Raw genomic sequence first — 21,640 nt, forward strand, 5'->3', positions numbered from 1 at the left:
GCAGGCATGGCAATCGAAACAGTAGGGATCGTAGGCGCGGGCACGATGGGCAACGGCATTGCCCAGGCCGTGGCGGTGGCGGGGCTCAAGGCGCTCATGATCGACGTGAACGAGGCGGCGTTGCAAAAGGGCGTGGCGACGCTCACGCACAGCCTCGAGCGGCTGGTCTCGAAGGGCAAGCTCGAAGCCGGCGCGCGCGACGCGGCGCTCGGCCGTATCGAGACCACGACCGATTACCAGCGTCTCGCGGCCGCGGATCTCGTGATCGAAGCGGCCACGGAAAACGTCGAGCTGAAGGCGCGCATCCTCAAGCAGATCGAAGCGGCGGCGCGGCCCGACGCGATCATCGCCTCGAATACCTCGTCGATTTCGATCACGGCGCTCGCCACCACGCTGGCGGATCCGTCGCGCTTCATCGGCATGCACTTCTTCAACCCGGTGCCGATGATGCCGCTCGTCGAAGTGATCAGCGGCTTGCAGACGCGCGCCGAGGTCGCTCAGGACGTGCGCGAGCTGGCGACGCGCCTCGACAAGACGCCGATCGCCGTAAAGAATGCGCCGGGCTTCGTCGTGAACCGCATTCTCGTGCCGATGATCAACGAGGCGTTTTTCGTGCTCGCGGAAGGTGTGGCGAGCGCCGAGGAAATCGACGCGGGCATGAAGCTCGGCGCGAATCATCCGATCGGGCCGCTCGCGCTCGCGGACCTGATCGGTCTCGACGTATGTCTTTCGGTGATGGACGTGTTTCTCAAAGACTTCGGCGACTCGAAATATCGTGCCTGTCCGCTGCTGCGCGAAATGGTCGCGGCGGGTCAACTGGGCCGCAAGACGGGCCGCGGCGTGTATCAATACGCGTAAGCGGCCAAATAGTGCAGATAGTGCAGTCCGCTGCAGGATCTGCACTCAGCCTCTGCATTGCGTGCCCGCCTGAACTTCAGTTCAGCACGCTCAACTGATACTGCGTGACCTGGCGATAGGTTTTGCCGGGTCGCAGCACCACTTCTTCGCGCGCGGGCGTTTCCATGTTGATCTGATTCGGAAAGCCGCCCGCTTCGAGGCACAAGCCCGCATGGCGCACGCAGGGCGCGCCGTGGCGTCCCGGCTGCCCTTCGAGGTAATTCCCCGTGTACAACTGCAAGCCGCGCTGGTCGGTGGCCACCGCGAGCTCGCGTCCGCTGGCCGGTTCGTAGACGCGCGCGACCGTGCGCACGGGCCAGCGGCCCGCCGCGGCGAGCAGTGTGCCGGGCGTCGTGTCCGGCGCGCGCAGCACGTAGCAATGATCGAAGCCGCGCGCGCGTTCGAGCTGCGCGTTCGGCCAGTCGAGCCGCGCGCCGAGCGGTGCGCCGTGGCGAAAGTCGAAGGCGCTGCCGGAGACGTCGGCGATGCGCTCGGGAATCATCTGCGGATCGATTTCGAGGTAGGCGTCGGCGTCGAGCGTGAGGACGTGACCGCGGATATCGGAGCCCGGCTCGCCGGTCAGGTTGAAGTAGCCATGGCTTGTGAGATTGAGCGGCGTGGGCGCGTCGGTGACGCCTTCGTAATCGATCGTGAGCGTGCCGTCGTCATCGAGCGTGTAGCGCACCTGCACGCTCACGTTGCCCGGAAAGCCGCCGTCGCCTTCCGGTGACTCGAGCCTGAGCAGCAGGGCGCCGCGATCTTCTTCCACCTGCCAAAGCTGGCGGTTGAAACCGTTTGCACCGCCATGCAGCAAATTGCCGTTCTCATTGCGATCGAGTGCATGATCGATGCCGTCGAGCGTGAAGCGGCCGCCCGCGATGCGGTTCGCCCAGCGCCCGATCAGGCCGCCCATGTAGGTCGTGGCCGAGAGGTAGGCGGCGGGCGTGTCGTGGCCGAGCAGCACCTCCGCGAGGCGGCCCGCGCGGTCGGGCGCGATCCACGAGACGAGCGTGGCACCGAGATCGCTGATCGACACTTTCATGCCCTGCGCGTTGCGCAGTGTGTAGAGCCGGACGGCGTCGCCGCCGGGCAGGGCGCCCCACGGTTCGGAAGACGGATGAGCAAGACGGTTCATGAGACGTTAAGTGGGTGAAGTCCTGGGCGGCCGAAGCCGGCATTGAGGTGCATGAGAACGGGGTCGTTATCGCGACGATGCATCGATGCATGCGCTCGCGGTGACATCAGGCGCAGGCGGCGCGCCCGCGCGGTCCTGATATTCGCGCGGCGTGCAATCGAGTTCACGCCGGAACACGGCATACATGTACTGAAGCGACGTGAACCCGCAGCGGATTGCCACTTCGGCACTGGACGCGTCACGGCGCGCGAGCAGCGCTTTCGCCGCGTCGAGCTTGTGGCGCAGGATGGCCTGGTGGACCGTGCATTGGAGTTCACGCCGGAAATAGTCTTCCAGCGACGAGCGCGACACGCCCACGTAATCGGCGACCTGTTCGGTCTTGATCCCCTGGCAGGCGTACTGGCGGATGAAGTGGCGCGCGCGCATGACGTGCGGGCTCGCCAGCGGTTCGTGCCGGGTCGATTCGAGCACGCTGATGCCCACGGGCGGCACCCGAATGCGTTGTCCCGGAAAACGTGCACCGCGCAGCATCCGGTGCAGCAGATGCGCGGCGGTCTTGCCCATCTCCTCGGTGCCCTGAATCACGGAAGACAGCGGAATGCGCGTGAGCGTGCGGGTGAGCGGGTCGTTGTCGATGCCGATGATCGCCACCTGCTCCGGCACCGCGATGCCGTGAATCAGACAGGCTTGTAGAAGGTGGCGCGCCCGCGCGTCGGTGACGGCGATCACGCCCACGGGCTTGGGCAGCGCGTGCAGCCAGTCGCCCAGTTGCTCGACGGCCTGATTCCAGACCGACGCGCTCGTCGCGAGACCGCGATAGACGGGCGCGGCCATGCCTTCCGCGTGCGCGATCGCGGCGAAGGCGAGTTCGCGCTCCTGCGCCCAGCGGTTCTCCTGCGCCACCGGCAGGCTGTACATCGCGAGTTGCGGCAGACCCGCGCCGATCAAATGCGTGCAGGCGAGCGAGACGAGCTTGCGGTTGTCGGTGGCGATATACGGCACATCGCGCGGATAGTGCGCCTCGTCTTCGAACGACGACCCCACGGCCACCACGGGCAGCGGGCAATCGCGCAACGCTTCGGCCACGGCGGGATCGTCGAAGTCGGCGATGATGCCGTCGCCTTCGAATCGCTCGATTCCCGCGAGCCGGCAACGGAAATCGTCTTCGAGAAAGAGGTCCCACGCCACGCGCGTGGAGCGCAGATAGTGGCCGATCCCGGCGATGATCTCGCGGTCGTACACCTTGTTCGCGTTGAACAGCAACGCGATGCGATGCGGCCGCGGCGCAGGAGCGGAGGGCGGGGCAGCGGCGAACGAAGGCGGAACGTGGGCGCGGTTCATGGCGTGATCGGCGGCATGGCGTGCGTGCCGCCGCAGTCTCTCCGGTTCGTGCGCGCCGTGGGCGCAGGGTTTCGGGCGTCCGGCTATTCTAGGCCGACAATGAAACGCGCGGGCTCTCGCGGGCGCGCCCGGCGCGGATTCGGCAGGAAACATGAACGCGGTCGCGCAATTTCGTAATTGCCGGGCCGGCGCACGCGCGGGCAGTATGAGGTGACCCAGACCGGCGTGTCCCGCTGCGCCGCAACACGCCATGGGTGAGCCAGCGCCGCAAGGGCGAACGCCTGAACGCCTGAAAGCTGAAAGACATCAGCGCAGCCGCTATCCGCAGCCGACACAGGAGACACCATGTCGTACTTCGAATCCATTCCCGCCATTCGCTACGAGGGCCCGCAGTCGGACAATCCGCTTGCGTACCATCACTACGACCGCACGAAGAACGTACTCGGCAAGACGCTCGAAGAGCATCTGCGGATTGCGGTGTGCTATTGGCATTCGTTCGTATGGCCTGGCGTGGACATCTTCGGTCACGGCACGTTTCACCGGCCGTGGCAGCAGCCCGGCGACGCCATGGAGCGCGCGCGCCAGAAAGCCGACGCCGCGTTCGAATTCTTCACGAAGCTGGGCACGCCTTACTACACGTTCCACGACACCGACGTCGCGCCCGAGGGCAAAGACCTGAAGGACTACACGGAAAACTTCGCGCGCATGGTCGACTATCTCGGCGAGCGCCAGCAGGCGAGCGGCGTGAAGTTGCTGTGGGGCACGGCGAACCTGTTCTCGAATCCGCGCTACGCGGGCGGTGCGGCCACGAGCCCGAATCCGGAGGTGTTCGCCTATGCGGCCACCCAGGTGTGCCACGCGCTCGACGCCACGCACAAGCTCGGCGGCGACAACTACGTGCTGTGGGGCGGCCGCGAAGGCTACGACACGCTGCTCAATACCGACCTCAAGCGCGAGCGCGATCAGTTCGCGCGTTTTCTGTCGATGGTGATCGATCACAAGCATCGCACCGGCTTCAAGGGCACGCTCTTGATCGAGCCGAAGCCGCAGGAGCCGACCAAGCATCAATACGATTACGATGTGGCCACGGTGCACGGCTTTCTCACGCAATACGGACTGCAAAACGAAATTCGCGTGAACATCGAAGCCAATCACGCGACGCTCGCCGGTCACTCGTTCCATCACGAGATTGCCACGGCATTTGCGCTCGGCATTTTTGGCAGCGTCGACGCCAATCGCGGCGATCCGCAAAACGGCTGGGATACCGACCAGTTTCCGAACAGCGTCGAGGAGCTCACGCTCGCGTTCTACGAAATCCTGCGCCACGGCGGCTTCAGCACGGGTGGCATGAACTTCGACGCGAAAGTGCGCCGCCAGAGTGTCGATCCCGAAGATCTGTTCTACGGCCACGTGGGCGCGATCGACATCCTCGCGCTGGCGCTCGAACGCGCGGCCGTTCTGGTGGAGAACGACCGCCTCGAGCAATTCCGGCAACAGCGTTACGCGGGCTGGGACACGGAGTTCGGGCGCAAGATTCTCGCGGGCGGCTATTCGCTCTCGTCGCTGGCGGCCGATGCCATGGCGCACGGCGTGAATCCGCAGCACGTGAGCGGCCAGCAGGAACGGCTCGAAAACGTCGTGAATCAGGCGATTTACGGTCAACGGCCGGCATGACATAACGGCAGCGACGCGGCGCGCGAGCCATGGCGCGTGCCGCGAGACGCATCATGAAGAGAGGGAACGCAGACATGTACATTGGTATCGACCTCGGCACCTCGGGCGTGAAAGCCGTGTTGCTCGATCGTGCGGGCGACGTGCTGGGCAGCGCGAGCGCGCCGCTCACCGTGAGCCGGCCGCAGCCGCGCTGGTCGGAGCAGGCGCCGCAGGACTGGTGGACGGCCACGCAGACGGCGCTGCGCGCCTTGCTCGACGAAGCGCGGTCGCGCGGCATCGACCCCGCGCAGATCGAGGCGCTCGGCCTGACAGGGCAGATGCATGGCGCCACGCTGCTCGACGCGCAAGGCGAAGTGCTGCGACCCGCGATCCTCTGGAACGACGGTCGTTCGGACACCGAATGTCTCGAACTCGAACGTGCCGCGCCGGAACTGCACGCCGTGGCCGGCAATCTGGCCATGCCGGGTTTCACCGCGCCCAAGCTGCTGTGGGTGCGCAAACACGAGCCGGAGATTTTTGCGCGCATCGCGCAGGTGCTGCTGCCGAAGGACTATTTGCGCTGGCTGCTCACCGGCGTGTTCGCCACCGATCCCTCTGACGCCGCGGGCACGCTGTGGCTCGACATTGCGAAGCGCGACTATAGCGACGCGCTGCTGGCCGCGTGCGGGCTCACGCGCGCGCAAATGCCCGCCGTGTTCGAAGGCAACGAAATCACCGGCAAACTGCGGCCCGAACTCGCGCGTCAATTCGGCTTGCGCGAGATTCCCGTGGTGGCGGGCGGCGGCGACAATGCGGCGGGCGCGGTGGGCGTGGGGATCGTGCGTCCCGGCGACGCCATGCTCTCGCTCGGTACCTCGGGCGTGTACTTCGCGGTCTCCGACGGCTTTCTCGCCAACCCCGATTCGGCGGTGCACAGCTTCTGTCACGCGCTGCCCAACACGTGGCATCTGATGTCGGTGATGCTCAACGCGGCAAGTTGCCTCGACTTCACCGCGCGCCTCACGCATTACGACAACGTGGCCGCCATGCTCGCCGACGCCGAAGCGCACACGAGTGCGGAACTCGACGCGCGACGTCCGTGGTTCCTGCCGTATCTCACCGGCGAGCGTACGCCGCACAACAACGTCAACGCGAAGGGCGTGTTCTACGGCATGACGCCGGAAACCTCACGCGCCGATCTCGCCAACGCCACGCTCGAAGGCGTGGGTTTCGCGCTGCTCGACGGCATGGACGCCCTGCATGCGGCCGGGCTCGTGCCCGACACCATCACCGTGATCGGCGGCGGCTCGCGCAGCGCATGGTGGACGCAGATGCTCGCCGATATCAGCGGCCGCGCGCTCACGTTGCGCGCGGGCGGGGAGGTCGGTCCGGCGCTCGGTGCGGCGCGGCTCGCGCATCTCGCGGTGGAGCCGGGCGCATCGCTCGAAGCGGTCTGCCCGCAGCCGCCCGTGATCGCGATACGCGAACCCGACGCGGCGCGTCATGCGTGGTATCGCGACGCGCGCCGGCCGACGTTCCGCGCGCTTTATCGCGCACTCGATCCGGTGTTCGCGAGCGGCGTTTGAGGCGCCAGCCGGCACCACGCGATGGCTGTCTCGACGATTGCAAACACGCGCCGTGCGATCTCGATCCCTCGTGCCTTTCTGCCAGCGCGACGCGCGTGCATGGCGCTCGCTTTCCCGTGATGACTTGACGCACGGCGGTCACATTCAGGGTGGTCTCCTCGCGCGCGCTGCGCGCCTTCGAGGGCGAAACGCGGCATGCCCCGTTTCGCCCTTTTTCTTCTGACGATTCACGCTGATGAAATAGCACCGCGCAGCGTTGCACGCTCGATGCGAGCGCGCGCGATTCCTGCCACAATCTTTTTACCCATGCAGGGCAAGTCGTTCGCGAAGCGCGCGAGACACGTGCCGCCCGCAGGGTTTTCGTCAGTCAGCCGCGGCCTCGCGTGTGCCTGTGTGATGCGTCAGATGTGCGTGAATGTCCGCACGCGCCGCCGCTTTTCGCTTCATGTCCTTGAGTCGCGCAACCGCCGCGTTGCGCCGAAGTGCGCACAGCCGGCCGGCGGGCGCATGCACTCGAAGCATGCCAAACGCGCCCGGTCTCGCTCGCGCGCTCCCGTCCGGAGACGAGCCGATCATGCCCACCCTCTGCGAAATCTGTCACACCCGGCCCGCCGTCGCGCGCGTGACCGTGGTGCAAAACGGTCAGCGCAAGTCGATGTCGATCTGCGACTACGACTACCGTCAATTGATGCGTCACCAAAGCATGCTCAATCCGTTCGACTCGCTGCTCGGCGGCAGCGGGCTGTCGCGCTTCTTCGGCAACGGCGCGGGCGGCGAGGGCATGGACGATGAAGACTCCGGCTTCTCCGCCGAAGTGCCGCGCGAGTCCGTCGACGCCACCGATGCTTTCAGCGAGCAGACGCTCGAAATCCTGCAGCGCGCCGCGGAAAAAGCGCACGAATTGCAGCGTACCGAACTCGACACGGAGCATCTGCTCTATGTGCTGGCCGAAACCGACGTCTGCGCAGCACTCCTGAAAGAATTGAAATTGTCGCCGCAGGACATCACGGGTTACATCGATCAACATGCGCAAAAAGGCACGGCGTCGCCCGACGCGCCCATCGACAAGATGACGATCTCGCCGCGGCTGAAGAAAGCGTTTCAGTTTGCGTTTCAGGCCTCGCGCGACCTCGGGCATTCGTATGTCGGGCCGGAGCATTTGCTGATCGGGCTTGCCTCGGTGCCGGACAGCATTGCGGGCGGCCTGCTGAAGAAGTACGGCGTGACGCCCGAGGCGCTGCGCCAGAAAGTCGTGAAAGTGGTGGGCAAGGGCGCCGAGGACGGCCGCGTGGACACGCCCACCGGCACGCCCACGCTCGACAAGTTCGGCCGCGATCTCACGGCCATGGCGCGCCAGGGCAAGCTCGATCCGGTGCTGGGCCGCGCCCAGGAAATCGAAAGTACGATCGAAGTGCTCGCGCGTCGCAAGAAGAACAATCCGGTGCTGATCGGCGAACCAGGCGTGGGCAAGACGGCCATCGTCGAAGGGCTCGCGCAGCGCATCGTCAACGGCGACGTGCCCGAAGTCTTGCGCGGCAAACGGCTCGTGGAAGTGAACATCAACTCGATGGTCGCGGGCGCGAAGTATCGCGGCGAATTCGAGGAGCGTGCGAAGCAGTTGATCGACGAAGTCACGGCGCGCCATGACGAGCTGATTCTCTTCATCGACGAATTGCACACGATCGTGGGCGCGGGTCAGGGCGGCGGCGAAGGCGGCCTCGACATCGCGAACGTGCTCAAGCCGGCGCTCGCGCGCGGCGAGCTGAGTCTCATTGGCGCGACCACGCTCAACGAATACCAGAAGTACATCGAGAAAGACGCCGCGCTCGAACGGCGCTTCCAGCCCGTGCTGGTGCCCGAACCGACCGTCGAGCAGACCATCGTGATTCTGCGCGGCTTGCGCGACAAGCTCGAAGCGCACCACCAGGTGACCTTCGCCGACGACGCGTTCGTGGCCGCCGCCGAGTTGTCGGATCGCTACATCACGTCGCGGTTTTTGCCCGACAAGGCGATCGATCTGATCGATCAGGCGGCGGCGCGCGTGCGCATCGGCGCGACCTCGCGGCCCGCCGACATCCAGGAACTCGAAGCCGAGATCGTGCAACTCAAGCGCGAGCAGGACTATGCCTCCTCGCGCAAGCGCTACGACGAGGCGAAGGGCTTCGAGGCGCGCATCAACGAGAAGCAGGCGAAGCTCGACGAACTCACCGAGGCGTGGCAGCGCAAGACCGGCTCCGAAACGCTCGAAGTCACGGTGGCGTCGATCGCCGAAGTGGTCTCGCGGCTCACCGGTATTCCCGTGGCCGATCTCACGCAGGAAGAGCGCCAGAAGCTGCTCAAGATGGAAGAGACGCTGCGCGATCGCGTGGTGGGCCAGGACGACGCGGTGACCGCCGTGAGCGATGCCGTGCGGCTCTCGCGCGCCGGGCTCGGCCAGGCGAACCGGCCGATCGCGACCTTCCTGTTCCTCGGGCCGACGGGCGTGGGCAAGACCGAACTCGCGAAGGCGTTGGCGGAAACCGTGTTCGGCGACGAGCAGGCGATCATCCGTATCGACATGAGCGAATACATGGAGCGCCACACGGTCGCGCGGCTGATCGGCGCGCCGCCGGGCTACGTGGGCTACGACGAAGGCGGCCAGCTCACCGAGCGCGTGCGCCGCCGCCCGTACAGCGTGATTCTGCTCGACGAGATCGAGAAGGCGCACGCCGACGTGTACAACGTGCTGCTGCAAGTCTTCGACGACGGCCGCCTCACCGACGGCAAGGGCCGCGTGGTCGATTTCAGCAATACCATCCTGATCGCCACGAGCAATCTGGGCGCGTCGATCATCATGAACAACCTGGAGCAGCCGGAGAAGGACCGGCTCGACGACAAGGCGTTGCGCGCCGAGTTGATGAAGGTGCTCAAAGGCCATTTCCGGCCCGAGTTCCTCAACCGTATCGACGAGATCATCGTGTTCCATGCGCTCTCGCGGGAGAACATCCGCTCGATCGTCGAGATCCAGCTCGAGCGCGTGAAGCGCACGGCGGCCGCGCAGGGCATCACGCTGAAGATGAGCGATTCGCTGGTCGAGCATCTCGTCGAGGCGGGGTATCAGCCCGAGTTCGGCGCGCGCGAACTCAAGCGCCAGGTGCGTCAGGAAGTGGAAACGCGACTCGCGAAGGAAATACTCGGCGACGCGCTGCAAACGGGCGATACCGTCGAGATCGGCTACGACAAGGCGAACGACGAAACCACCATCAGCAAGATTGCGGTGCCGCCCGACGTGAAGGAAGCGAAGCCCGCGAAGAAGGCGAAGAAGGGCGATAAACCGGACGTGAACGAAGTCGCGCCCGAGCTGGCCGCCGACGACGCCGAAGGCGATCCGCCACCGCCGCCGCCTTCGAAGAAGAACGGCAAGGGCGCGGGCAAGTCGAAATCGGCTTGAGCGTATTGAAGAAAAACGGCTGATGCGTCAGCCGTTTTTTTTGTTTGACGGGATCTGCTCAGGATAGCGAATCAATTCGCGTCGATGTGCCACCAGGCGGGCAGCAACGCGCGCACGTCGGCCTGGGCGAAACGATCGTCGAGCAGGTGCACCACGCCACGATCGGTCTCGGTGCGGATCACGCGCCCGGCCGCCTGCACGACCTTGCGCAAGCCCGGGATGAGGTAGGTGTAGTCGAAGCCCGAGCCGTAGAGCGCGTCCATGCGCTCGCGCATGGCTTCGTTCAGCGCGTTCACCTGCGGCATGCCGAGCGTGGCGATGAACGTGCCGATCAACCGCGTGCCCGGCAAGTCGATGCCTTCGCCGAACGCGCCGCCCAGCACCGCGAAGCCGATGCCGCAGCCGTCTTCGGCGAAGCGCGCGACGAACGCGTGCTGGCCGGCTTCGTCCATGGTGCGCGACTGCAGCCAGACCTGGATATGCGGGTGCCTTGCGGCGAACGCCTCGGCGGCTTGCTGCAGATAGTCGTAGCTGCTGAAGAAACACAGGTAGTTGCCGGGACGCTCGGCATATTGCGCGGCCACGCGCGTGACGAGCGCCTCGAGCGAGCGCGCGCGATCCTTGTAGCGTGTGGAAATGTGCCGCGCGATGCGCACGTGCAGTTGCTCGGCGCGAAACGGCGTGCCGATGTCGATGCTCACCGTGTTCGTGGGCAGGCCGAGCATGTCGGTGTAGTAGTGCGTGGGCGAGAGCGTGGCCGAGAATAGCGTGATGCTATGCGCGGCCGCGATGCGCGCGCGCAGTGCGTCGGCGGGCACGATGTTGCGGATCGCGAGCGTGGTGCGCGCGCGCTGGGTCGAACGGATCGAACGTGCGGGGAGCGGCGTGATGTCGAACAGCGAATGCGCGCCGAAGCGTTCGGCGATACGCGTGAAATGCAGCGCGTCGAAATAGAAGCGCTCCAGTTCGGGATCGCGCGCGAGCGACGCTTCCGCGAGTTGATCCCCGATCGCGCCGGTCACGTCGCCGAGCGCGGCGATCAGCGCATCGGGCAGCGCGTCGCTCGCACGCCACGCGCCGGGCGTCACGGCGTTCTGGGCGTTCCAGTGCTTCTGCAGGCGCGTGAGCGCGCGTTTGACCGGCGTGCTCGCGTTGCCGCGCAGGGCGTCGATGCGCGTTTGCACGAGTTCGGCCGAGTACATCGCGCGGGCGCGTTCGGGCAGATTGTGCGCCTCGTCGACGAGCACGCTCGCGCGCCACGCGTTGTGCGCGCCGAGCATGAACAGCATCGCGCTCACGTCGAAGTAGTAGTTGTAATCGCCGACGATCAGGTCGCTCCAGCGCGCGAGTTCCTGACCGAGGTAATACGGGCAGACGCGATGTTCGGCCGCGACTTCGCGCAGCGTCGCGCGGTCGAGCCGCGTACGTTCGAGCGCGGCCGCGCGCGCGGCGGGCAAGCGGTCGTAGAAGCCGCGCGCGAGCGGACAGGATTCGCCGTGACACGCGGCTTCGGGATGCTCGCAGGCCTTGTCGCGCGCGACGAGTTCGAGCACGCGCAGCGGCAAAACGGGCATTGACGGCGTGGTCGATGCGCTCGCGAGTGTCTCGAGCGCATCGAGCGCGAGTTGCCGCCCCGAGCTTTTGGCGCTGAGAAACAGCATCTTGTCGATGCCGCCGCGCGCGCAGGCCTTCAGTTGCGGGAACAGTGTGCCGATGGTTTTGCCGATGCCGGTAGGCGCTTGCGCGAGCAGACAGCGGCCCTGCGTGGCCGCGCGCCAGACGGCTTCGGCGAGATCGCGCTGGCCGTGCCGGAACGTGGCATGCGGCAATTGCAGCGCACCGAGTGCCGCGTCGCGTGCCGCGCGATGCGCGCTTTCCTGCGCGGCCCACGCGACGAAGCGCGCGCATTGCGCCTCGAACGCGGCACGCAGTTCGGCCGCGCTGGCGTGCTCGACGAGCGCGGTTTCGCGCCCCGAGCCGATCTCGTAGTACACGAGCGCGAGTTCGAGCGAATCGAGCGCGAGTTTCTCGCAGAGCAGCGCCCCGTACACGCGCAATTGCGCCCAGTGCAGGGCACGCTGATTCTCGCGCATGGCGTCGAGATCGCCGCGATAGGTCTTGAACTCTTCGAGCCGCCGCCGCGCGGGATCGTAGCCGTCGGCGCGGCCGCGCACGGTGAGCGTTGCGGTTGCGTCGGCGGCGCTCGTGCTCGAGTAAGTGCCCGCGAGCGCGATCTCCGTTTCGTAGCCTGCGGGGCGGCGCGCGGCGATCGCGGCATGTCCCGCGCGGCCTTCGCTCGCGTCGGGCGAGGGCGTGAAGCGCAAGTCCAGGTCGCCGCGTTTCGCGGTGAATTCGCAGAGCGTGCGCACGGCGACGGTGTAGCTCATGACGCGAGCGCGTTCGCCGGTTCGGCGCGGGCTTCGGCAGGCAAGGGCCAGCGCACCTGCAACACCGAAACGGGCATGCCGTGCGCGGCGCAGTACGCGAGCCAGCGCCGCTGGTTGTCCTGCAGACGATCGCCCGGGCCTTTCACCTCGATCAGCTCGTAGCGGCGTTCGGCGGGCCAGAAGCGCACGAGATCGGGCCAGCCCGAGCGATTCGCGAGCGGCTCGCGCAGCAGGCGCTCGCACCACTTGCGCACATGCGCCGCCGGAAAGCAGTCGAGCGCGAGCGCGAGCAGCGTGTCGTTCAGCGCGCCCCACGCCACGAACGGCGACTGGATGCCGGCCTTGTCGACATAACGTTGCAGGATGGATTCGCGATACGCGCCGCTGTCGAGTTCGGCGAGACAGGCGTCGAACTGGGCGGCGCGGCGCGCGGCGAAGTCGGCGGCGTTCAGGTCGGCGGGACCGCGCTGGAACGGGTGGAAGAACGCGCCCGGCAGCGGCGCGAACAACGCGGGCCAGCAGAGCAGACCGAACAGCGCGTTGATGAGCGTGTTCTCCACGTAAAACACGGGCGCCTCGGGCGTGGCGAGCGCGAGGCGCGCGGCTTCCTCGACACGCACGGCGGGCGCATGCGCCAGCACGAGTTCCGCCTGCGCGAAGTTCGCCGCGGCCATGGCCGCCCGCCGGGCGCGAACGGGCGCGCGCGAGAGACGGCCGAGCGTGCGCGCCGCGCGTTGCGCTTCTTCTTCGTTGATGGGCGCTTCGGCGATACGGCGCGCGAGCGCCAGCGCGTCGTCGCGGCGATCGAGCTGTTCGAGCACGCGCACGCGCCGGTAACGCGATTCGGGATGACTGCTGTCGAGATAGGCGCGCCACGCGAGTGCCGGTTCGCGCACGCGCTCGGCGGCGAGACCCGCGGCGTGGCGCAGCTTGTCGTGGCGCTGGCGCAGCCACGGGTTCGCGTGCGTGCGCGGCGCGAGCGCATCGAGCGTGGCGAGCGCGGTTTCGATCGGCGTGACGAAATCGGGGCGTGGGCTTGGGTTTGCGCTCGTTCCCGCGCTCAGGTCCGCGCTCTGGTTGGTGCTCAGGTTGGTGCTCAGGTTGGTGCTCAGGTTGGCGCCTGGATCGGCGCTGCTTGCCGCGTTCGCGCTCGCGCTTTGCAGCGCCGCGTCGAGCGCTTCGCGGCAATCGCGCAGCGCGAGCCAGGCGTCCACGTCGTCGCGACGCTGAAACGCGCGCGAGGCGGCGTCGAACGCGACCGTCTCGTAGCGGAAGACGCCGAGATCGGCGAGCACGAACTCGCTCCAGTCCTGATGCAGATTGCCGAAGAACATGAGGCGCAAGCGCTCGCAGAGCGGCGCGGCCGCGAACCGCAGCACGGTGTCGGGCGAAGCGGGAAACCACGTGTGCCAGCCGCGCGCCACGGGCGCATTCTCTCCGTCGACGAAATGCGCGCGCAGTGCCTCGAGCGTGGCCGCCCGCGTGGCGCGCGCTTCGCAGGCCACGCCCGCGTGCGCCGCGAGCGCCTGCAATTCGGCCTTCGTGACGAGCGCGGCGAGGGCGGCGAAGTCGAGCGCCGGCGCGCCCTCGAGCCATCCAGCGGCGACGAGCGGCGCCGCCGCCGCGCGCGGGCAGCCGATCTCCGCGTAATCGAGCCGGCTCGCGCGAAACTGCGGGCCCTTGCGCATCAGCATGCGTACGAACAGCGCGCGGGCGGGGCGCGGCAGGCGCGGGAACGCGGCGGCGAAACGGCGTTCCTCGGCGTCGAACAGGTCGGCGCAGCGCGCGTCGAGCCACGCGAGCGCGCGCTCGAAGTTCGCGAGGTAATAGAACGGATCGGGAGAATCGGGAAGCACGCGCGGCACTGTATGGATATACAGCCGCGATGATAGCAGGCCTGCGCTGTCACCAACGCGCGCGCTCGTGGGTGACGAAGCCCGGCTCAGGGATTGCCCGGCCCTTACGCTACAATTGCCGCAGCCTGAAAACCGGAAGAGCGATGAACAAACGCAATGCCTGCCTCGCCGCGCTCGCGGCCGCCACGACCCTGCTCGCGGGATGCGCGGCGCAATATCGCAACATGAATGCGTGCGAAGAGGAAATGCGCAACCGGCTCGCCGCGATGCCGGTGAACGACTTCGCGGTCTCGCATCGCGCCACCACGTATCGCGGCGCGCGCGTCGTGGTCGAAGGCAGCCTCGAAGGCACGCCGTTCGCCGACGCCGCATCTGGCGCTTCGGGCGCTTCGGGCGCGGAAGCGGCCTCGGCCGCATCGGGGGCGTCGAGCGTGTCGGCCCACAGCGGCGCGCGCCGCGCGGCGGAGGACTCGACCCTCTCGCAGCCCGCAACGGGACTGCCGGGCTTCACGGGCGTGCCCACGACCCATTCGGCGAATTCGACCGATGGCGCCGATTCGGCCTCGGATGCGAAACCGACGACACCGGTCGGCGTGATCGCGCAAAAGCTCGGTATCGGCAAGGCGAAGCGCACGCCAACGGCCGCGGAATGCACGTTCGGCGACGCGGGGAACATCGTGTCGTTCCGCTGGCTCGCGCCGGACAAGCTCGCGAAGACCACGCCCGACCCCAACGCCGATAGCGACGACGAATGACGCGTTCGCGCGTGGCAGCACGCTAACGCCGCCGTATCGACATTGCCCTGGCGTGAGCCAGAAAAGAAGGCCTCGCGAGAGGCCTTCGGTGTTTCTGCGCGGCACGGTGCGGCCGCGCGCGCCGGTCAGAACGCGAAATACGGGCCGTTGCCGGCGGGCGTGGCCTGCGCCTCGATCGCCGTGAAGACGCGTCTGCCGAAGAAGAACGGCAAGCCCCAGCCGAACGCGCTCGCGTTGTAGCCCGCGAGATTGTCGAAGGCCCAGTTGCCGCTGCCGAACAGCGTTTGCGAACTGGTCACGGCGACATTGATGGTGGCGCTCGCGTCGTCGATACCGAGGATCGTGGCGGCGAGGCTCGTGGGCGTGGCCGGGCAATACCAGAAGCCGCAGCGCGTGAGCGTCGAGCTATTGAAGTAGAGCGCGTTCGAGCCGCTGTCGAGATAGCTGCGCGAGTACACGGAGCCGTCCGAGGTCGTCGTGCGCACGTAGCCCGTCACGCTGTTCGCGCGCAGCACGGTCGCGCCGCCGAGCGCGTTGTTGGCCTGCGAGCCGATACCGAAGATGAGCTGGCCCGCGACCGAGGACGCGCCGCTGTCCGGAATCGCGGGCAGGTCGATCACCACGCCGTTGTTGTCGGTGGCGAACGCGGCCACGGGATTGCTGATCTGTTGCGCGAGCGGCTGCGCGCTCGGTGTGCAAGCGCCGGCGGGGCACGCGTAATACCACGAACTGAGCGCGGCGTTCACGCAGGCCGCGCCGCAATCGGCGCTGAACGGCCCGACGCCCAGGATGCCGTTCGCACGCAGCGTGGTCGCGCTCGTCATCGCGAGACCGAGGCCTGCGCAGCCCGAGGGCGCGGCGGCCACGGCCGGGTCCGCGATCAGCTGGATCGGCAAGGCGGCGGCCGTCTCGCCCGCGAGCTTGACGTCGGCGCTGCGCACGGCGCCCCACGTGTAGCCGGTGCCGAACGCCGCGCACGCGCCTGCGGGCGCGCCGCCCGAACCGGCCGGCACGGCGGGCAGCGCGAAGCCCGTGGGCAACGCCGAAGCGAGCAGGCGCAGGCCCTGGGAGCCCGTGTCGACCTGCACGTTGTCGACGGTCGCGCAGGTCGCGGTGCCGGGCACGCACACCGTCACGCTGGCCATCAGCATGTTGCGCGTGAGCGTGGGCGTCGCGGCCACCGAGACGGGCATCACGTTGGGGGTCGTCGATGGCGTGACGGCGCCGGTCGTCGTGACCGGAGGCGTGGCCGGTGTGCTCGCGGCCGTGGGCGCGCTGGCGGTGACGGGGGCGCTCGCGGGCGTGGCGGCGCCGCTCGCGTTCGAGCCGCTACTGCCGCCGCCGCAGGCCGCGAGCGCGGCGCACAGCAGGCAGGCGAAGCGGCGCGCGAAGGCGGAGCGAAGCGGCCGGGTTGTCGTGATCGCCCTGAACGCCCGAGCCGCAAGCACCGCGTGCACGGAACATGTGGAACGCGAGCGGGCGCTCATTGCACATCTCCTTCGCCCATTCCCACCGGCAGCGCGTCGGGCAGCCACGCGCGCCCTACGTAGCCGCGCATGTGACCGCCGGTTTCCACTACGACGTGAGCGCCCACCACGCGCGCGGCGTGCAGATCGTCACGATCGGCCGCGTGCAAGGCCGCGGCGGCGCTGCGCCAGTCGGCGGCATAGGCGCCGAGCAGCGCATCGAGATTCGGCCGCGCCGGGCCTGCCCACGTATAGGCGACCACGGTCCCGCTGGCGTTCGCGACGTATTCGTTGACGCTCGTGCCCGCGGCATCGACATAACCGACTACATGCGCCGTGCCGTTCGCGAGCGTGCGCGAAGTCGCGCCGGCGGGCAGGGTCGGCGCGCCGCCGAGCGCGGCTTGGGCGCTGGGAAGGGCGGCGGCGAGGCTCAGGCAAGCCAGGCCGCCGAGCGTGCAGGCGCGGGCCACGGCCCGGCCCGCCTGCGCGAGGCTGCAAGTTTTCATGACGCTCTCCGGTGCTGCTGTGTGTGAACCGCTTTTTTTGAGATTTCGCGGGGAAAAGTAGCACCGGGTCGAATTCGGCAAGGCACTCACGCTGACAGGGCGGCGCAGCGCAAACTGGCGATACGGCAAGGATGTGCCGTATCGCTTTGATCCATAAGAAGAAAGTTTCGATTAGCGCATGCGGCGAAACCCGCGACAATTGTTGAAGAACGTTACGTCGATGAGGTGTGAAAACGGCGTAGGTGTGACGTTGGCGCGGCGTGCGCGTGACGCCGGTGTTTCGGCCGTGTTTCCGCCCCGTGTCCGCGGTTTTTCACGACGATGAAAACCCCTGCGCGCCGCGTTGCCTGTCATGCCGCGAAACGCGCGAGTATTGCGGATTTTGCACAGCAGGCCGCTAGCCCGGTAAAATGGCTGATTGATCCACGGAAGGTGGCCGTGGCGTAGCCGAGGGATTACCCGAAACATGAGTGATTTTCATCAACGTCTTGCCACGCGCGCGGTCGCGCTCCTGATGGCAGGCGGGCTGGTCGCCGGCTGCAGCTCGCCGACGCCGGGCAAGATCGATTACCGTAGTGACGCCAAGGCGAAGCAGGCTTCGCTGGCCGTGCCGCCGAACATGCTCGACGAAACGTCGGACCAGCGCACGCTCGCGCCGCAAGGCGGGGAAACGTCGCTGTCGTCCCTGAAGCAGACCCAGGCCGACGCGCCGCCGTCCGACCAGACGTCGGTGCTGCCGCAATTGCCGGGCATGCATCTTCAGCGTGACGGCACGGAAAGCTGGCTTGTCATCGACAACCGCACGCCCGACCAGGTCTGGGCGCAGGTGCGCCGCTTCTGGCAGGAGCAAGGCTTCCTGCTCGTCGTCGACCAGCGCGACAAGGGCGTGATGGAAACGGACTGGAACGAAACCCATCCGAAGATCAGCGACGGCATCATCCGCAATACGCTCTCGTGGGCCACGGGCAATTCGTACGTGACCGCCGAGCGCAACAAGTACCGCACGCGCCTCGAAACGTCGCCCACGGGCGGCACTTACGTGTTCATCAGCCAGAAGGGGCTGAGCGAGCAGTTGTCGGGCACCAACAACGACACCAGCAAGTGGGTGCCGAAGCCCAACGATCCGGGTCTCGAAGCCGAATACCTCAAGCGCCTGATGGTCACGCTCTCGCGTGCGAAGCCGGGCGTGCCCGACGCGCAGATCGCGGCCGAAGCCGACGCCAAGGCCAACCCGAAGAAGGTGCCCGACGCCGCCGCCGCGTCCATCGCCGCGCAAAACGTCGCGGCCGTGGGTCAGCAGTCGGGCGGTTCGGAAGGCACCTCGGGTCAGTACTCGTCCACCGAACTCACGCTCGGCGAGCCGTACGACCGCGCCTGGGTGCGCGTGGGCATCGCGCTCGACCGCGGCAATTTCACCGTGGACGACAGCGACCGCACGAAGGGCATTTACTACGTGCGCTACGTCGACCCGAAGGACATGACGTCGGCCGAGCAGGGCTTCTGGAACCAGATCTTCCACGGCCGCAAGGAAAAGGTCGCGAAGCAGTACAAGGTCAACGTGCGCGCGGTGACGGAGAACCAGACGCGTGTCGCGATCATCGACGACAACGGTCAGGTCGATTCGTCGCGCCCGGCACGCGAGATCATGAGCCTCGTGGTCGACGAACTGCACTGAGCGTCAAGCGCTGGATCGCCGGTCACCCATATCGGCGTTCGATAAAAAAAGCCCGCATTTCGCGGGCTTTTTTCTTGGCCGCCGCCAATCGCGCTCGCGGCGGCCTTCAATGCGGAATCATCCACGTCAGCACGTTCTGCTGCAGCCACACGAGTATGCCGAGCAGCACCGTCAGCAGGATCGAATGCTTGAAGGTCTTGGCGAACACGTGGCCTTCCTGGCCCTTGAGTTCGGTGGTGGCGACGCCCGTGGCGATGTTCTGCGGCGAGATCATCTTGCCCATCACGCCGCCCGACGAGTTGGTGGCCGCCATCAGCACGGGATTGAGGTTGAGCTGCTGCGCGGCCACGACCTGCAGATTGCCGAACAGCGCGTTGCCCGAGGTGTCGCTGCCCGAGAGGAACACGGCCACCCAGCCGAGGAACGCGGAGACCAGCGGGAAGAACGCGCCCACCGAGGCCACGCCGAGCCCGAGCGTGTACGTGAGCCCCGAATAGTTCATGAGGAACGCCAGCCCGACGATGGTCGCGACCGTGAGGATGGCGATGCGCGTTTGCACCCACGTGTCGCCGATGGCCGCGACGAACTCGGCGGGTTTCAGGCGCACCACGAACGCGGTGATGATGGCCGCGACCAGAATGGCCGTGCCCGTCGCGAGCGGCTGGAAGTCCCAGATCGCGCCGTACGGCGTCTTGTAGAGCGTGATGAAGACAGCCTTGTCGAGGCCGGGCCACGGCACTTTGACGTCGCCGATCGTGAACACCTTGGCGACCGTCCAGACGATCACCACGGCCGCCACGATGATCCACGGATACCAGCCTTGCGCGCCCGTCACGCTGCCGCGCACCTCGCTCGCGCGATCGACCTTGATCGCGAAGCGGGCATCGGGCGCGGGCTTCCAGACGCGCAGGAACAGGATCGTGAGGATCAGCGAGACCAGCGAAGAGAGCACATCCGTGAGGCTGTAGTTGATGTAGTTCGCGGTGAGGAACTGCGTGATCGCGAAGCTGCCGCCCGAAACCAGCAGCACGGGCCAGATGCGCAGCATGCCGCCCACGCCCGCGTAGATGGCGATCACGTAGAACGGCAGCAGCAGCGCGAAGAACGGCAACTGGCGGCCGACCATTTGCGCGAGCAAGTCGGCGGGCAGGTGGGTGACGGCGCCGAGCACGGTGATCGGCACGCCCAGCGCGCCGAACGCCACCGGCGCCGTGTTGAAGATCAGCGTGAAGGTGAGCGCTTCGAGCGTGGGGAAGCCGAGCATGATGAGCAGCGAGCTCGTGATGGCGATCGGCGTGCCGAAACCCGAGATGCCTTCGAACAGCGCGCCGAACGAAAAGCCGATCACCACGAGCACGATGCGCCGGTCGTTCGGCAGATTGTCGAGCAGCCACATGCGGAACGCGGCGAAACGGCCCGAGCGCAGCGCGATGTTGTAGAGCAGGATGGCCGTGACGACGATCCACATGACCGGCCACAGCGCGAACACGGCGCCCGCGAGCACCGAATCGATCGCGAGCCCCACGGGGAATTGCCAGCCGAGCACCGCCACGAGCAAGCCCACTACGAGACCCGCGAGCGACGCCTGCCACGCGGGGCGGCGCGCCCAGCCCAGCATCGCGAGCACCGTCAGGATGGGCAGCACGGCCACGAGGAAGGAAAACAGCAGCGAATTGCCGATGGGAGTCAACAGCTGGTGGAACATGACGTCTCCTTTGTGCTGGTTCGAATCGGCGCGGCGAGTGAGCGCGCGCGCCGGGGCACGTCGTCAGCGTATTAAGGCTGTGCTTCAAATCCCCGAAGCCCTTTCGAGAATAGGAAACGTGAGGGAGGCGTCAAGGGAGGGAAACTACGGTCCGGCACCGTTTCGGGATGTGCCTGCGGGCGCCTTCACGAACGGAGGCGCCGGTCCCACGTTGCGCGTATGCGCATCAATGCCAGTGTCCGCCGCCGCCGTGCCCGCCGCCACCGCCCCAGTGCCCGCCACCGCCGCCCCAATGGCCGCCGCCGCTCCAGTAGCCGAAGCCGAACGAAATAGCGGGCGCGCCCCAGCCATAACCGTAGCCGTAGCCATAAGCGGGCCAGGCGCCGTAAGCGGGGTAAGCTGGGTAAGGGTAAGCAGCGGGGTAAGCAGCAGGGTAGTAGCCCGGCCACGCGGAGTACGCGGGCACGGCGAGCGCGACGGGCTGGGTGGAGTAGAGCGGTCCCGGATATTGGGCGTCGGGAACGGCGGCGGGCGCCGGATTCGGATTCGCGGTGCGCGCAACGGCGGTTGCCTGCTGCGTGCCCGAGGCGGGCACCGTGGCGCCGTAGTAATAGGGATAGGGCGAGTAGCCGTACGGGGTGTAGTAATAGCAGCCCGAGAGTGCGAGCGTGGCACCCGCGAGGGCGATCAACGATAGTCTGGACGGCTTCATGGCGAACTCCCCGGCGTTGCTGCACGTAACCGGATGAGCTTACGCCCGAAGTGTTCGCGATGGGTTGCCGTTCGAGAACAGCTCGTTAACGGATTGTTTCAGCAGGATTGTTTCAGCGCGACGCACTGAACGCCGCGCCAGAAAATGGACCGCGGGACCGCGGCCGCGCGAGACGCACATACGGCCAACGCGACGCCAACGCGATGTAGATCGCGCACGAATCTACATCGCGCTGTTTTTCCTGATGCGCAGGTTTTACTTGCCGACCTGGTTGCCGATAATGCCGCCGACGGCCGCGCCGCCCACCGTCGACAGCGCGCTGCCGCCGATCGCCGCGCCCGCGACACCACCCACACCGGCGCCGATCGCGGTATCGCGGTCGCGTCTCGACATGTTGTCGCAAGCCGAAAGACTGCCCAGCACGGCGACGATCGACGCCGCCGTAACCAAAGTGCGTGCACGTGCGAGGGTTTTCATTGTCCGACTCCGAGAAGTTATGTGCAGTGCGTCATGGGCGTATGCACACGTCGCACCTC

Annotated in this window: 15 protein-coding genes; 6 read left to right on the plus strand and 9 right to left on the minus strand. The window is 67.1% G+C overall.

All coding sequences use genetic code 11. The features are described from left to right. The first annotated feature begins 6 nt into the window (after positions 1-6). Positions 7-858 (plus strand): 3-hydroxybutyryl-CoA dehydrogenase, encoded by an 852-nt coding sequence (locus FAZ98_RS05170; protein ID WP_158949399.1) that lies wholly within the window; start codon positions 7-9, stop codon positions 856-858. A gap of 76 nt (positions 859-934) precedes the next feature. On the opposite strand, the gene FAZ98_RS05175 is transcribed toward FAZ98_RS05170, so the two are convergent. Further along, positions 935-2,032 (minus strand): aldose epimerase family protein, encoded by a 1,098-nt coding sequence (locus FAZ98_RS05175; protein ID WP_158949401.1) that lies wholly within the window; start codon positions 2,030-2,032, stop codon positions 935-937. Between the two features lie 66 nt (positions 2,033-2,098). Then, the gene (locus FAZ98_RS05180; RefSeq protein WP_158949403.1) at positions 2,099-3,373 is read right to left on the minus strand and encodes a XylR family transcriptional regulator; all 1,275 of its coding nucleotides are present in this window, start codon (positions 3,371-3,373) and stop codon (positions 2,099-2,101) included. A gap of 345 nt (positions 3,374-3,718) precedes the next feature. On the opposite strand from FAZ98_RS05180, the gene xylA reads away from it, so the two are divergent. The 3 genes from xylA to FAZ98_RS05195 all read left to right on the plus strand — a co-directional run bounded on the left by xylA (position 3,719) and on the right by FAZ98_RS05195 (position 10,042). Then, positions 3,719-5,047 (plus strand): xylose isomerase, encoded by a 1,329-nt coding sequence (gene xylA, locus FAZ98_RS05185; protein ID WP_158949405.1) that lies wholly within the window; start codon positions 3,719-3,721, stop codon positions 5,045-5,047. A gap of 74 nt (positions 5,048-5,121) precedes the next feature. Beyond that, positions 5,122-6,612: a xylulokinase gene (xylB, locus tag FAZ98_RS05190; RefSeq protein ID WP_158949407.1), complete on the plus strand. Its 1,491-nt coding sequence runs from the start codon at positions 5,122-5,124 to the stop codon at positions 6,610-6,612. Between the two features lie 574 nt (positions 6,613-7,186). Then, positions 7,187-10,042: an ATP-dependent Clp protease ATP-binding subunit gene (locus FAZ98_RS05195; protein WP_158949409.1), complete on the plus strand. Its 2,856-nt coding sequence runs from the start codon at positions 7,187-7,189 to the stop codon at positions 10,040-10,042. Between the two features lie 71 nt (positions 10,043-10,113). Here the strand turns inward: FAZ98_RS05195 and FAZ98_RS05200 are convergent, their stop codons facing one another. Further along, positions 10,114-12,429 (minus strand): ATP-dependent DNA helicase, encoded by a 2,316-nt coding sequence (locus FAZ98_RS05200; RefSeq protein ID WP_158949411.1) that lies wholly within the window; start codon positions 12,427-12,429, stop codon positions 10,114-10,116. Next, positions 12,426-14,285: a VRR-NUC domain-containing protein gene (locus FAZ98_RS35325; protein ID WP_233272668.1), complete on the minus strand. Its 1,860-nt coding sequence runs from the start codon at positions 14,283-14,285 to the stop codon at positions 12,426-12,428. Before FAZ98_RS35325 ends, FAZ98_RS05200 begins: the two co-directional genes overlap by 4 nt. 143 nt (positions 14,286-14,428) lie before the next feature. Here FAZ98_RS35325 and FAZ98_RS05210 point away from each other — a divergent pair, with 143 nt between their 5' ends. Continuing rightward, on the plus strand, positions 14,429-15,040 hold the full coding sequence (locus tag FAZ98_RS05210) for a hypothetical protein (protein WP_158949413.1): 612 nt from the start codon (positions 14,429-14,431) through the stop codon (positions 15,038-15,040). 125 nt (positions 15,041-15,165) lie between these two features. On the opposite strand, the gene FAZ98_RS05215 is transcribed toward FAZ98_RS05210, so the two are convergent. Further along, complete coding sequence (locus FAZ98_RS05215; RefSeq protein ID WP_158949415.1) at positions 15,166-16,527, minus strand: DUF3443 domain-containing protein; 1,362 nt, start codon at positions 16,525-16,527, stop codon at positions 15,166-15,168. Beyond that, entirely contained in the window at positions 16,524-17,012 is a 489-nt protein-coding gene (locus FAZ98_RS05220; protein WP_158949417.1) for a DUF2844 domain-containing protein, read from the minus strand. The genes FAZ98_RS05215 and FAZ98_RS05220 overlap by 4 nt, the downstream gene beginning before the upstream one ends. Before the next feature lie 466 nt (positions 17,013-17,478). Between FAZ98_RS05220 and bamC the strand changes: the two genes are divergently transcribed. Then, positions 17,479-18,687: an outer membrane protein assembly factor BamC gene (gene bamC / locus FAZ98_RS05225; protein ID WP_158949419.1), complete on the plus strand. Its 1,209-nt coding sequence runs from the start codon at positions 17,479-17,481 to the stop codon at positions 18,685-18,687. A 106-nt stretch (positions 18,688-18,793) separates the two neighbouring features. Here the strand turns inward: bamC and FAZ98_RS05230 are convergent, their stop codons facing one another. The 3 genes from FAZ98_RS05230 to FAZ98_RS05240 all read right to left on the minus strand — a co-directional run bounded on the left by FAZ98_RS05230 (position 18,794) and on the right by FAZ98_RS05240 (position 21,581). Further along, positions 18,794-20,392 carry an L-lactate permease gene (locus tag FAZ98_RS05230; protein ID WP_158949421.1) on the minus strand — a complete coding sequence of 533 codons (1,599 nt, stop codon included), beginning with the start codon at positions 20,390-20,392 and terminating at the stop codon, positions 18,794-18,796. Between the two features lie 226 nt (positions 20,393-20,618). Then, a complete protein-coding gene (locus FAZ98_RS05235) occupies positions 20,619-21,104 on the minus strand; it encodes a hypothetical protein (RefSeq protein ID WP_158949423.1) in 486 nt (161 codons plus the stop codon). Positions 21,105-21,359: 255 nt separating this feature from the next. Beyond that, positions 21,360-21,581 (minus strand): glycine zipper 2TM domain-containing protein, encoded by a 222-nt coding sequence (locus FAZ98_RS05240; RefSeq protein WP_158949425.1) that lies wholly within the window; start codon positions 21,579-21,581, stop codon positions 21,360-21,362. Between the last annotated feature and the right edge of the window lie 59 nt (positions 21,582-21,640).

The organism is Paraburkholderia acidisoli (genome assembly GCF_009789675.1).
Taxonomy (GTDB): Bacteria; Pseudomonadota; Gammaproteobacteria; order Burkholderiales; family Burkholderiaceae; genus Paraburkholderia; species Paraburkholderia acidisoli.

Bases quoted from the DNA above. Each gene is read 5' to 3' on its own strand.
- FAZ98_RS05215 (WP_158949415.1), bottom strand. From the start codon at position 16,527: ATGAGCGCCCGCTCGCGTTCCACATGTTCCGTGCACGCGGTGCTTGCG.
- FAZ98_RS05230 (WP_158949421.1), bottom strand. From the start codon at position 20,392: ATGTTCCACCAGCTGTTGACTCCCATCGGCAATTCGCTGCTGTTTTCC.
- FAZ98_RS05180 (WP_158949403.1), bottom strand. From the start codon at position 3,373: ATGAACCGCGCCCACGTTCCGCCTTCGTTCGCCGCTGCCCCGCCCTCC.
- xylA (WP_158949405.1), top strand. From the start codon at position 3,719: ATGTCGTACTTCGAATCCATTCCCGCCATTCGCTACGAGGGCCCGCAG.
- bamC (WP_158949419.1), top strand. From the start codon at position 17,479: ATGAGTGATTTTCATCAACGTCTTGCCACGCGCGCGGTCGCGCTCCTG.
- FAZ98_RS05175 (WP_158949401.1), bottom strand. From the start codon at position 2,032: ATGAACCGTCTTGCTCATCCGTCTTCCGAACCGTGGGGCGCCCTGCCC.
- FAZ98_RS05210 (WP_158949413.1), top strand. From the start codon at position 14,429: ATGAACAAACGCAATGCCTGCCTCGCCGCGCTCGCGGCCGCCACGACC.
- FAZ98_RS05220 (WP_158949417.1), bottom strand. From the start codon at position 17,012: ATGAAAACTTGCAGCCTCGCGCAGGCGGGCCGGGCCGTGGCCCGCGCC.
- xylB (WP_158949407.1), top strand. From the start codon at position 5,122: ATGTACATTGGTATCGACCTCGGCACCTCGGGCGTGAAAGCCGTGTTG.
- FAZ98_RS05200 (WP_158949411.1), bottom strand. From the start codon at position 12,429: ATGAGCTACACCGTCGCCGTGCGCACGCTCTGCGAATTCACCGCGAAA.
- FAZ98_RS05195 (WP_158949409.1), top strand. From the start codon at position 7,187: ATGCCCACCCTCTGCGAAATCTGTCACACCCGGCCCGCCGTCGCGCGC.
- FAZ98_RS05170 (WP_158949399.1), top strand. From the start codon at position 7: ATGGCAATCGAAACAGTAGGGATCGTAGGCGCGGGCACGATGGGCAAC.
- FAZ98_RS05240 (WP_158949425.1), bottom strand. From the start codon at position 21,581: ATGAAAACCCTCGCACGTGCACGCACTTTGGTTACGGCGGCGTCGATC.
- FAZ98_RS05235 (WP_158949423.1), bottom strand. From the start codon at position 21,104: ATGAAGCCGTCCAGACTATCGTTGATCGCCCTCGCGGGTGCCACGCTC.